Origin of the sequence: Pseudomonas sp. 1912-s (assembly GCF_029269205.1) — a bacterium.
In the GTDB taxonomy this organism is placed as follows: domain Bacteria; phylum Pseudomonadota; class Gammaproteobacteria; order Pseudomonadales; family Pseudomonadaceae; genus Aquipseudomonas.
This window is the reverse complement of the sequence record NZ_JARIXR010000018.1, coordinates 124853-138740: the sequence shown is the minus strand read 5'-3', so window position 1 is coordinate 138740 and position 13888 is coordinate 124853. Positions and strand designations below refer to the sequence as shown.

2 protein-coding genes are annotated in these 13888 nt (G+C 62.0%); both read left to right on the top strand.

The genetic code is table 11. The annotated features are described in order from the left end of the window. Nucleotides 1-5274 (top strand): non-ribosomal peptide synthetase (locus tag P3C29_RS21605; protein ID WP_275965399.1); only part of this gene is annotated, 5274 nt, incomplete at its 5' end. Nucleotides 5275-5285: 11 nt separating this feature from the next. After that, a complete protein-coding gene (locus tag P3C29_RS21600) occupies nt 5286-13883 on the top strand; it encodes a non-ribosomal peptide synthetase (protein ID WP_275965398.1) in 8598 nt (2865 codons plus the stop codon). The last annotated feature ends 5 nt before the right edge of the window (nt 13884-13888 follow it).

The following is a 13888-nucleotide window of genomic DNA, read 5'->3' as shown; positions in this document are numbered from 1 at the left end:
TACCTCTTGCGTCCGGGGTTGACCGCCGAGAAGTTTGTGCCGAACCCGTTCTCGACCACCGGCGATCGTTTGTACCGTACCGGGGACCTGACCCGTTACCGCAATGACGGCGTGATCGAATACGTTGGCCGTATCGATCACCAGGTGAAGATTCGTGGCCAGCGCATCGAACTGGGAGAAATCGAAAGCCGCCTGCTCGCTCACCCAGGTGTACGTGAAGGCGTGGTGCTGGCCCTGGACGGCGCGAACGGTCAGCAACTGGTTGCCTACGTGGTGCTGTCGCAGGCCACAACGACCCAGGAAGCCCTGCGAGCCAGCTTGCGTGAACACTTGCCGGATTACATGGTGCCCACCCAGTGGTTGTTCCTTGAGCAACTGCCGCTGACCCCCAACGGCAAACTCGACCGCAAGGCCTTGCCGCAACCGGATCTTGAGCCGCAACACAAACTCTATATCGCGCCCCATAACGAGCTGGAGCAGCGCATCGTCGCCATCTGGCAGGACGTGCTCAAGGTGCCGCAGATTGGCGTCACCGATAACTTCTTCGAACTGGGCGGCGACTCGATCATCTCGATCCAGGTGGTCAGCCGTGCGCGTCAGGCCGGGATTCGATTTACCCCCAAAGAGCTGTTCCAGCACCAGACCGTACAAGGCCTGGCCTCGGTGGCGCAGCTGGGTGAGGGTGCACTGCTGATCGATCAGGGCCCGGTGACCGGCGACAGTGTATTGCTGCCGATTCATCAGGCATTTTTCGACACGGCCATTCCTGAACGGCACCACTGGAACCAGTCGGTACTGCTCAAGACCACGCAGCCGCTGAACCCTGAACATCTGGAACACGCCCTGCACGCCCTGCTGGTGCAGCACGATACCTTGCGCGTGAGCTTCGTCCAGCAGGCTGATGGCTGGCGAGCGACTTACCAGCCGGTCAGCGAGCAACCTTTGCTGTGGCAACGCAGCATCGCCGACGCTTCGGCGCTGGAGCAACTGGGCGATGAAGCTCAGCGCAGCCTGGACCTGAGCAATGGCCCACTGCTGCGCGCGGTGCTGGCGACCCTGGCCGACGGCAGCCAGCGCCTGCTGCTGGTGATCCATCACCTGGCGGTGGATGGCGTGTCGTGGCGCATCCTGTTCGAAGACCTGCAGACCGCCTACGAGCAACTGCAGCAGGGTCGTGTCGTGGCACTGCCGGCCAAGACTTCGTCGGTCAAGGCCTGGGGCGAGCGGCTGGCTCGCTTTGCCCGGGAGGAGGCGCTGGAGCAATTGCCTTACTGGCAAATGCAGTTGCGTGATGCTCAAGCCCAGTTGCCCTCGGACCATTCAGGTGGTCGACAGACCAACCAGGACGGCCTCACGGTGTACAGCCGTCTGGACTCGGTGCAGACCCGGCGCCTGTTGCAGGACGCCCCGGCGGCCTATCGCACGCAAATCAACGACCTGCTGCTGACGGCCCTGGCGCGGGTGATTTGCCGCTGGACCGGCCAGGCGAGCACCTTGATCCAATTGGAAGGGCATGGCCGTGAAGACCTGTTTGATGAAGTTGACCTGACCCGCAGCGTCGGTTGGTTCACCAGTGCTTTTCCGGTCAAGCTGACCCCGGCCGGTGACCCGGCGGGTTCGCTGAAAAACATCAAGGAACAACTGCGCGCCATCCCCGATAAAGGCCTGGGTTTTGGTGTGTTGTCTACCTTTGCCGAGACAGAGACGCGTGAGGCTATGGCGCAGTTGCCTGCACCACAGATCACCTTCAACTACCTGGGCCAGTTCGACAGCAGTTTTGACGATGGCGATGTACCGCTCTGGGCGCCTTGCGACGAGGCCCGTGGGCCGGAGCAAAACGCAGAGGCACCGTTGGCCAACGGCCTGATCCTCAATGGCCAGGTGTACGCCGGCGAACTCAGCCTGGGTTGGGCCTTCAGTGCCCAACGTTTCGACGAGTCGACCATCCAGCGCCTGGCCGATGACTACGCCCGTGAGTTGGCTGGCCTGGTGGAGCATTGCTGCCTGCCGGGCGCCGGAGCGGTGACGCCGTCGGATTTCCCGCTGGCGACCCTGAGCCAATCCGCGCTGGACGGCTTGCCGATGACGGCACACAGCATCGAAGACATTTACCCGTTGTCACCGATGCAGCAAGGCATGCTGTTCCACACGCTATATGAACAGGCCTCTGGCGATTACATCAACCAGATGTGCCTGGACGTCGAAGGACTGGACCCGGACAAGTTCCGCCAGGCCTGGCAGGCCACCCTGGACGCCCATGACATCCTGCGCACCGGCTTCGTGTGGTTGGCCGAACAGGATCAGCCGCTGCAGATCGTGCGCAAGCAGGTGACCCTGCCTTACGCGTTGCACGATTGGCGCGGGCGTGCCGGGCAGGCGCAGGCCTTGCGCCAACTGGCCGAGGCCGAACAGGCCAGGGGCTTCGAGCTTCAAGAGGCACCGTTGCTCAGGTTGACCCTGGTGGCGCTGGATGATCGTCGCCATCACCTGATCCTGACTCATCACCATATCCTGATGGATGGGTGGAGCCACTCGCAGATGCTCGGTGAGGTGCTGCAACGCTACAGTGGTCATAACCCGTCGGTGTCGACCGGGCGCTATCGTGATTACATTGCCTGGCTGCAAGGTCAGGACCAGACACTACGGGAAGCGTTCTGGAAGCAGCAGCTGGCATCGCTGCAAGCACCGACGCGCCTGGCCCAGGCGGTCGTTGCGCCACGTGTCCTGGGTACGGGCTATGCCAGCCACTTCGAGGTACTGGATGCTACTCAGGCGCGCCTTCTGAACGAGTTTGCCCGCCAACAGAAAGTCACCCTCAATACCTTGCTGCAAGCCGCCTGGCTCCTGCTTTTGCAGCGTTATACCGGGCAGTCGACGGTGTGCTTTGGTGCCACCGTGGCTGGGCGTCCGGCCGATCTCAAAGGGGTCGAGCAGCAGATCGGGTTGTTCATCAACACCTTGCCAGTGGTTGCCAGCCCGCTCGCCGGGCAGAGCGTCAGTCATTGGTTGCAGGCGGTCCAGGCGCAAAACCTGGGGCTGCGTGAGCATGAACACACGCCGCTGTTCGAGATTCAGCGCTGGGCCGAACACGGTTCCGAGTCGTTGTTTGACACACTGTTGGTGTTCGAGAACTTCCCGATCGCCGAAGCGCTGGCCCAGGGCAGTGACGATGGCCTGGTGTTTGGTGCCGTTGCAGCCCATGAGCAGAGCAATTATCCGCTGACATTGTTGGTCAATGCCGGGCAGACATTGGCCCTGCACTATCACTATGACTGCAGCGTGTTTKGTTCAGAGGCGATGGCAGGTATCGCTGGCCACCTCAACCGGTTGCTGGTCGAGTTGACGACCTCAAGTGAGCGGGTGCTGGCTGATGTGGTGATGCTCGGTGACGACGAACGTCAACTGATTGAAAAGACCTGGAACGCCAATGCCCTGGACTTCCCGCGTGAGCGGTGTATCCATCAGCAGATTCAGGATCAGGTGCAGCGTACTCCCGATGCCCTGGCGGTTATCTGGGATGATGAACACCTGACCTACCGCCAGTTGAACGGCCGGGCGAATGCCCTGGCCCACAAGCTGGTGGCGTTGGGTGTTGGCCCTGAAGTGCGGGTTGGCGTGGCCATGCCGCGCAGTGCGCAGATGGTTGTGGCGTTGCTCGCGGTGCTCAAGGCGGGTGGTGCGTATGTGCCGCTGGACCCGGATTACCCGGCCGAGCGCGTGGCGTACATGCTCAAGGACAGCCAGGCGCGGGTGTTGTTGACGCAATCTGATGTGCTGGCGGCGGTGGAGGTGAATGCATCCATCGAAGTCCTGCTGGTTGAGGCTCAGGACACCGATGATCAGGACCCGGCCGTTGTGGTCAGTGCGAATAACCTGGCCTATGTGATCTACACCTCCGGCTCCACCGGCCTGCCCAAGGGCGTGGCCATTACTCACCGCAACGTGGCGGCGCTGACGCAGTGGTCGCAGCAGGTTTACAGCCCTGAAGACATTCAAGGTGTGTTGGCCTCCACGTCGATCTGCTTCGACTTGTCGGTGTGGGAGCTGTTTGTGACCCTGGCCGGCGGCGGTTTTATCGTCGGTGCCCGCAATGCCCTGGAGCTGCCGGAACTGGCGGCCCGAGACCGGGTACGCCTGATCAACAGCGTGCCTTCGGCGATGGGRGCCTTGCAGCGTGCCGGGCAAATCCCGGAAAGCGTGCGCATCATCAATCTGGCGGGCGAACCGTTGAAGCAGTCGCTGGTGGATGCGTTATATGGCCGTGGGCATGTRCAGCATGTCTACGACCTSTAYGGCCCGTCGGAAGACACCACTTACTCCACCTGGACCCGCCGCGAAGCCGGTGGCCAGGCCAATATCGGCAAGCCGCTGGCCAATACGGCCAGCTACCTGCTGGACGCTGAGCTGCACTCGGTGCCTGTCGGCGTGGCGGCGGAGCTTTACCTGGCGGGCGAGGGCATCACCCGTGGCTACCTCTTGCGTCCGGGGTTGACCGCCGAGAAGTTTGTGCCGAACCCGTTCTCGACCACCGGCGAGCGCTTGTACCGCACCGGCGACCTGACCCGTTATCGCCCGGAGGGGGTGATCGAGTACGTCGGGCGTATCGACCATCAAGTGAAAATCCGCGGTTTCCGAATTGAAATGGGCGAAATCGAAGCTCAATTGATGGCCCTGGGCTCGGTACGCGAGGCCGTGGTGCTGGCGGTGGAAGGTGTGAGTGGCTTGCAACTGGTGGGTTATGTGGTGCCTAGCCAGCCGGGCCTTATCGACGCCGACGCGCAAGCAGACTTGCAAGACGACCTCAAGCGCCGTCTGCATGAAGTGTTGCCTGCCTACATGGTGCCGGCGCAGTTGCTGTTGCTTGATTACATGCCGCTGACCCCCAACGGCAAGCTTGATCGCAAGGCCTTGCCGGCCCCTGGCGCGGTACAGCGTCGTGACCAATACACACCACCGCAGACCGACACCGAGCAGCAATTGGCGCAAATCTGGAGTGAGGTGCTTAACGTCGAGCAGGTCGGCCTGGAGGATGACTTCTTTGCATTGGGCGGGCATTCGTTGCTGGCCACCCAACTCATCGTGCGCATCCGTGAGCGAATGGACCTGCAAGTGCAGCTCAAGACGCTGTTCGCTGCCAGCAACTTGCGCACCTTCAGTGCCGAAGTGGCGCAGTTGGGATCGGCCAGTGAACCGCTGATGGATGAATTGGCTAAATCTTTGGAGGCCCTCAAACGTTTAACAGGGGATGAGCTTGAAAAGCTAATTTCAGAGTGAAGGGGATAGGTGTGAAAGAGTTGATCGGAGCAGTGGGCGAGCTTTCGCCAAAGGAACGCAAAGCCTTGGCGGTGCTGCTTAAACACAAGGGCATCAATCTCTTCAGTGTCGCGCCTGTTTTCAAGAGAAACGCCAGTGAACCGTTGTTGCTGTCCTACGCTCAGGAGCGGCAGTGGTTCTTGTGGCAGATGGATCCGGACAGTACGGCTTACCACATCTCCAGTGCCTTGAGTTTGCGTGGGGCGCTGGATGTGGCAGCTCTGGAGCGCAGCTTTTCGACGCTGATCGAGCGTCATGAATCGCTGCGTACCCATTTTGTCCAGGACGGTTCACAGCGGCTGCAGGTCATCAGCCCGGCGGCGGGCGCCAGCATCGACTTGCACACGTTGGCGCCGGCGCACGCGCTACAGCGTGACGCTCAGATCAAGGCGTTCGTGGAGGATGAAACCCGGCAGTTGTTCGATTTGCAGCAAGGCCCGCTATTGCGGGTCAAGCTGCTGCGAGTCAGTGCCGATGAGCATGTGCTGGTGCTCACTCAGCACCATATTGTTTCCGATGGCTGGTCGATGCAGGTGATGGTCGACGAACTGGTGCAGTGCTATGCCGCCTACAGCGAGGGACGCTCGGTCGAGTTGGCGCCGTTGCCGGTGCAGTACGCCGACTATGGGCTGTGGCAGCGCCAGTGGATGGAGGCGGGGGAACTGGAGCGCCAGTTGGGCTACTGGACCGAACGCCTCGGTGGCGAGCAGCCGGTACTGGAATTGCCGTTCGACCATCCGCGTCCCGCCGAGCAGAGCTTTCGCGGCAACACCCACACCCTCAACCTGGGCGCAGAACTGGTTGCCGGCCTCAAGCGCCTGGCCCAGCGCGAAAACGTCACCCCATTTATGTTGTTGCTGGCCTCGTTCCAGGTGCTGTTGTACCGCTACAGCGGCCAGGGCGATATTCGGGTCGGGGTGCCGGTGGCTAACCGGAACCGTGCCGAAACCGAACGGTTGATCGGATTCTTCGTCAATACGCAGATTCACAAGGCAGACGTCGACGGGCGCACCTCCTTCCGCGAGTTCCTGCAACAGGTCAAGCAAAATGCCGTGGGCGCGCAGGCGCATCAGGACTTGCCGTTCGAACAACTGGTGGAAGCCCTGCGGCCCGAGCGGACGTTGAGCCACAACCCGCTGTTCCAGGTGATGTTCAACCACCAAAGTGAAGACAGTCGCGGGCGGGTCGAGGTGACAGGCCAGGCCTCGCGCCTGGAGATCGAACGCCTGAGCTGGGAAACCCATACATCGCAGTTCGACTTGACCCTCAATACGGTTGAACACAGCGAGGGCCTGTCGGCGCAATTGACCTATGCCACGGACCTGTTCGAGCCGGCCACAGTCGAGCGCATGGCGGGGCACTGGCAGGCTCTGTTACAAGGGATTATCGCGCAGCCTTCCCGGGCAATTTCCGAGCTGGAGATGCTCGACACGGTGCAGTTGCGCACGCTGTTACAGGACTGGAATGCCACCGAAGCCGCTTACCCGTTGGACCAAAGCGTACAGGCGCTGATTCAGGCCCAGGTGGACTCTACGCCGGAGGCCATCGCCCTGGTGTTTGCCGGCCAGCAACTGACCTATCGCCAGCTGGATACGCAGGCCAACCAATGGGCGCACAAGTTGATCGAGGCGGGTGTCGGCCCGGACGTGCTGGTGGGCGTGGCGGTCGAGCGCAGTATCGAGATGGTGGTGGGGTTGCTGGCGGTGCTCAAGGCCGGCGGTGCTTATGTTCCGCTGGACCCGGACTATCCCGAGGAGCGCCTGGCCTACATGATCGAGGACAGTGGCATTGGTTTGCTGCTGACCCAGCAGGCGCTGCGTGAGCGCTTGCCGATCCCGGCGCAGGTGGTTTGCCTGCTGCTGGATCAGCCGCTGGCCGGGTACGCTTCGACCTGCCCGCCGATCAGCGTGCAGCCGGAAAACCTGGCGTATGTGATTTACACCTCCGGTTCCACCGGAAAGCCCAAGGGGGCCGGCAATCGTCACTCGGCGCTGACCAACCGCCTGTGCTGGATGCAGCAGGCGTATGGCTTGAGTGAAGTGGACACGGTGTTGCAGAAAACCCCCTTCAGCTTCGACGTGTCGGTGTGGGAGTTCTTCTGGCCTTTGATGACGGGCGCGCGCCTGGTGGTTGCAGCGCCCGGCATTCACCGCGAGCCGGCAAAGTTGATTGAACTGATCAACCTTGAGCACGTCACCACGCTGCACTTTGTACCGTCGATGCTGCAAGCGTTTGTCGCCGATGTAGCGGTCAACAGTTGCACCGGCTTGCAGCGCATTATCTGCAGCGGCGAGGCCTTGCCGGTGGACGCGCAGCAGCAAGTGTTCGCCAAGCTGCCTCAAGCCCGGCTTTACAACCTGTACGGCCCGACCGAGGCTGCTATCGATGTCACCCACTGGACCTGCCGTGAAGAAGGGCGCGACAGCGTGCCTATCGGCCAGCCCATTGCCAACCTGGGTACCTACATTCTTGATGCGGGCCTGGGGCCGGTAGCCGTCGGGGTGGTGGGTGAGTTGTACCTCGGCGGTGAAGGACTGGCGCGGGGTTATCACCGTCGTCCGGCGTTGACCGCCGAACGCTTTGTAGCCAGTCCCTTTGGCGGCGGCCAGAGGCTGTACCGCACGGGCGACCTGGCGCGTCACCGGGCAGACGGCGTGATCGAATACGTCGGGCGTATTGACCACCAGGTGAAGATCCGCGGCCTGCGGATCGAGTTGGGGGAAATCGAAGCACGCCTGATGGAGCAGGACGCGGTGCGCGAAGCGGTAGTGTTGGCGGCAGACGGCGCGAGCGGCCTGCAACTGGTGGGCTATGTGGTACCTGCCCAAGGCGATGTGGACGAAGCGTCGCTGCGCGAAGTACTCAAGGCCCGTTTGCGCGAGGTGTTGCCGGACTACATGGTGCCGGTGCACCTGTTGTTCCTTGAGCAACTGCCCCTGAGCCCCAACGGCAAACTGGAGCGCAAGGCGTTGCCCAAGCCGGATGTACGCCAGGCTCAACAAAATTTCATTGCGCCGCAAAGCCCGCTGGAGCAGCAGATTGCCGCGATCTGGCAAGACGTGCTCAAGCTTGAGCGGGTCGGTTTGTCGGATAACTTTTTCGAGCTGGGCGGCGACTCGATCATTTCGATCCAGGTGGTGGGGCGTGCCCGCCAGGCAGGCATTTTCTTCACGCCCAAAGAGTTGTTCCAGCACCAGACCGTACAGGGGCTGGCAGGCGTCGCCCGCATTGATGCCGCCGGGCTTGAAGTCGAGCAAGGCGCAGTAACGGGCAACCTGCCGTTGTTGCCGATTCATCAGGGATTCTTTGAAGAACCTATCGCCGAGCGTCATCACTGGAACCAGTCGGTGCTGCTCAAGCCGACACAGGCTATCGAGGCTGCGCTGTTGGAGCAGGCGTTGCGTGCGCTGCTGGTGCATCACGATTCGCTGCGCCTGGTGTTCAGTCAGGGCGAAGAGGGCTGGGCCGCTACTTACCGCAGTGTCGAGGCACTGTTGCAGGGTCGGAACGTGTTGCAGGAGGTTCAACTGCCCGATACGCAAGCGTTGCAGGCGTTTGGCGAGCAACTCCAGCAGAGTCTCGACCTGCTGAACGGGCCGCTGCTACGGGTGGCGCTGGTTGCGTTGGCGGATGGTTCGCAGCGTGTGTTACTGGTGCTTCACCATCTGGTGGTGGACGGTGTTTCCTGGCGCATCCTGTTTGACGACTTGCAGCTTGCCTATCGCCAGTTGGCGAGCGGGCAGGCGCTCAAGCTGGCGCCCAAGACTCATTCTGTCCGGGCTTGGGCCGAGCACTTGCAGGCTTATGCGCAGCGCCCCGAAGCGCAAGCCGAAGTGCAGTACTGGCAGCAGCAGTTGCAGGATACCCGCCCGGACTTGCCGGTGGATCATCCGGGGGGTGGCCTGCAAAACAAACATGGCCTCACGGTCCATTCACAGTTGAGCAAGGACCTGACGCAGTTGCTGCTGCAGGAAGCGCCCGCGGCTTACCGGACGCAGGTCAATGACCTGTTGCTGACTGCGTTGGCCCGAGTCATGGTGCGCTGGACCGGCCACGACCAGGCACTGATTCAACTTGAAGGGCATGGCCGTGAAGATCTGTTTGCCAGCATCGACCTGACCCGCACGGTCGGTTGGTTCACCAGCCTGTTTGCGGTGAAACTCACGCCGGCAGCGGGTATTGGCGAGTCAATCAAGCAGGTCAAGGAGCAACTGCGAGGCGTTCCGCAGCGGGGTATCGGCTTTGGAGTGCTGCGCTACATGGGCAGCCCCGGGCACCGCAAGGTACTGGGGCAATTGCCCGCGCCGCGTGTGACCTTCAACTACCTGGGGCAGTTTGACGGCAGTTTTGATGTGGATGCCGGTGCGCTGTTTGTGCCTTCCGGCGAATCCATCGGCCTGGAACAAAGCCCGCAAGCACCGCTGGGCAACTGGTTGACCATCAATGGCCAAGTGTACGGCGGCCAATTGAGCCTGAACTGGGTGTTCAGTCGGGAGATGTTCAATGAGGCGACGATCGAGCATCTGGCGCAGGCGTACATCGCCGAACTCCAGGCGCTGGTTGAACATTGCAGCCAGTCGCAAAACCTGGGCGCGACGCCCTCGGACTTTGCCCTCTGCACCTTGACCCAGCAACAACTGGACAGCCTGCCCGTGCCGCTGGAGCAGGTCGAAGACCTCTATCCGTTGTCACCGACGCAGCAAGGCATGTTGTTCCATACGCTGGACCCGTCGGCGGCGCATCTTTATATCAACCAGACCTGTGTGCCTGTCGACGGGCTGGACGTACCGGCGTTTATCGCCGCCTGGGATCAGGTGGTCGCGCGCCATGAGATTCTGCGCACCGGCTTCTGGTCATCCAGCGACCTGCGTGAACCGTTGCAGGTGGTGTACAAGGCCGCCCAGGTCTCGGTGCAAATCGTCGATTGGCGCGATCGCCAGGTTGACGCTGACGCCTTGCAAGCCTTGGCGCAGGACGATTGCGCCAAGGGCTTTGACGTGTTGGCTGCCCCCCTGACGCGTCTGACCCTGGTGCGGCTGGATGAGCACCGCCACCAGTTGATCTGGACCAGCCACCATATCCTGATGGATGGCTGGAGCAACTCACGCTTGATGGGTGAAGTCTTCGAGGTGTACGCCGGCCGCGCCTTGCCTGCGCGCAAAGGGCATTACCGCGATTACATCGCCTGGCTGCGCCAGCAGTCCCCGGAAACGGCGTCGCGGTTCTGGAAGCCGCAACTGCAAACCCTTGAAGGCCCCACTAGCCTGGCGGCGAGCATTCATCCCCAGCCCGAGCCTGGCTTGGAGGGGCATGCGGCGCTGTACCTGAATTGGGATGTCAACCAGACTCGGCGCTTGCGCGAGTTTGCCCAGCACTGGCGTATCACCCCGAATACTTTGATCCAGGCGGTGTGGTTGTTGCTGTTGCAGCGTTATACCGGGCAAGCCAGTGTGTGTTTCGGTGCCACCGTGGCCGGACGTCCGGCCAGCCTGCCGGGTGCGGACGAAATGCTCGGGTTGTTCATCAATACATTGCCGATCGTCCAGCAACCGGATCCGGCCAAGGCGCTGTGCCAGTGGCTGCTTGAGTTGCAGGCGCTCAACCTGGAAGTGCGCGACTACGAACACGCTGCGCTGGCCGATATCCAGCGCTGGTCGGGGCAGGGCGGCACGCCGTTGTTTGACAGCATTATTGTGTTCGAAAACTACCCGGTGGATGAGCGCCTGGCCGAGGTCGGCAATCAACAACTGCAGTTTGGCCAGGTCAGTACCCGTGATGTGACCAACTACGCGATGGACCTGGCGATCAACCTGGGCCAGACCCTGAAGATCGAGTTCCTGTATTTGCGCAACGCGTTCACCGAACAGGCGTGCGACCAGGTTCGACGCAGTTTCGAGACGCTGTTGTTGGCCATGCTCGATTCGCCTCAGGCCCGGGTGGGCAGCTTGCCGACCCTGGCGTGCGACGAATATGCCAGCTTGCTCGCCGCGAACCCGCTGCGCCAGGTGCCGGCCACGCAACCCTTGTTGCCGCAACTGATCCAGCAACAGGCCCAGGCGCGATCCGAGGCCGTGGCGCTGGTGTGTGACGGCGTGCAACTGACCTATGGGCAATTGGAGCAGCGTGCCAATCGCCTGGCCCATTACCTGATCGGCCTGGGCGTGGGCCCGGAGGTGTGCGTCGGAATTGCCCTGCAGCGCAGCGTTGAGGTGATTGTCGCGTTCTACGCGGTCATGAAGGCGGGGGGAGCCTATGTGCCGCTGGACATCGATTACCCTCGGGAGCGCCTGGACTGGATCGTCAAGGATGCGAATGTCTCGGTGTTGTTGACCCAGAGTGGCGTCAGCGAAGGCTTTGGGGCGTTGGACGCGACCACCCGGGTGTTGCTGGACCGCGTGTCTCTCGACAGCTTCCCGGACGCATGCCCGCCATCGCGCCTGCAACCGGATAACCTCGCCTACCTGATCTACACATCAGGCTCCACGGGGCAACCCAAGGGCGTGGCGGTGAGTCACGGCCCCATTGGCATGCACTGCGCCGCGATTGCCGAGCGCTACGAAATGGATGTGGCGACGCGCGAGTTGTTGTTCATGTCGTTCGCCTTCGACGGTGCCCAGGAGCGTTGGCTGTCGACCCTGCGCAGTGGCGGGTGCCTGGTGATTCGCGACAATAACCTGTGGACCCCGCAGGAAACCTGGCAGGCGCTGCACGAGCAGCGCATCAGTATTGCCTGTTTCCCGCCAGCGTATCTCCAGCAACTGGCGGAGTATGCCGAAGGCCGGGAAGCTCCGCCGGTGCAGGTCTACTGCTTTGGTGGCGATGCCGTGGCGCAGGCCAGTTTCGAACTGGTCAAGCGCACCCTCAAGCCGCGCTATTTGACCAACGGTTATGGCCCAACGGAAACGGTGGTCACGCCCCTGTTGTGGAAAGCCACCGCGAGCGAAACCTGCGACGCGGTATATGCGCCGATCGGAAGTCGAGTTGGCGAGCGTAGCCTGTATGTGTTGGATGCGTGCCTCAACCCCGTGCCGCAGGGCGTTGCCGGTGAGTTGTACATCGGTGGTGAGGGGCTGGCACGCGGGTATCGCCAGCGTCCGGGAATGACGGCCGAGCGTTTTGTCGCGGACCCGTTTTCCACGAAAGKCGGACGGCTCTACCGCACCGGCGACCTGGTGCGTCAGCGGGCGAACGGGGTGTTCGATTACCTCGGACGCCTGGATCATCAAGTGAAGATCCGTGGCTTTCGCATTGAGCTTGGCGAAATCGAATCAAGGTTGCGTGACATGGCCGAGGTGCGTGATGCGGTAGTGGTCGCACGTGACACCAGCGCCGGCAAGCAGTTGATCGGGTATGTGGTTGCCGATGAGCATCCGGCGCTTGCCGAGCGTTTGCGCCAGGACTTGCAGGCGCAATTGCCCGATTACATGGTGCCGTCGCAGATTCTGGTGGTGCCAGCGTTTCCCGTCAGCCCCAATGGCAAGCTGGATCGCAAGGCATTGCCAGACCCCGAATTCAAGGGGCGCCATTACGTTGCGCCACGCAACCCGGTCGAACAGGCGCTGGCCGCGATCTGGCAAGAGGTTCTGGAGGTCGAGCAGGTGGGTGTCACCGACAACTTCTTCGAGCTGGGCGGCGATTCGCTGCGCGTACTCAAGGTGCTGGGCAAGGTTCGCGGCAACACGCAGCTTGGCTTGGACCTGAAATTGCGCGACATGATGAGCAAGCCGACCATCGCCCAGCTCAGTGGCCATGAAGAGGTCGAGGCTCCGCTTGATCCGTTGTTACTGCTCAACAGTAACGTGGCGAACCGCCGTCCACTGTTCTGCCTGCATGCCGGCTTCGGCACCGTATTTGACTATGAGCCACTGGCACGCCTGCTGGAAGGGAAGTGCAGCGTCTATGGGGTGCAGTGCCGCATGCTGCTGGACCGCCAATGGCAGGATGAATCATTGCCGGCGATGGCGATCGATTACGCTCAGTACATTCGCCAGAAGCAGGCCTACGGACCGTATCGTTTACTGGGATGGTCACTCGGTGGACCCTTGGCGCTGCTGGTGGCCAAAGAGCTTCAGGAGCAAGGCCAGGCAGTGGAATTTGTCGGGCTGGTAGACAGCTACATTCCCACCTCAACGCCCGCCACCTCGGATTGGCGCGATGACCTGCAGGATTTCCTCGGAGCCACCCTGGGCCAGACCTGGCCGCAGGCATTGCCGGTCACCCTGCAGCCAGCTGCCGTGGAGGTGATCATCAATAACCTGCAAGCCGGTCAACCGGCCGGCGGGCGTTATGCCCAGCTGGAGGCGACCGACCTGGCACAGGCGTTTATGGTCGGCATGCAACTCAAGGCCCTGGCGCAGGCCTTCAGCGTCTTGCCGTGGGTGGCGGTCGACACGTGCTGCTGGTGGGGTAATGGCGTGAGCACGCTGGAGCGTCAAGCCTTCGAGCGGTTGCTGCCACAACTTACCGGCGCCGAGCAGATCGATGCCGGCCACTACGACCTGCTGCGCACCCCTCTGTTGTTGCAGCGCCTGGCGAGCTTGCTACACAGCGCCGAGCTGATTACCGATTGACCCTG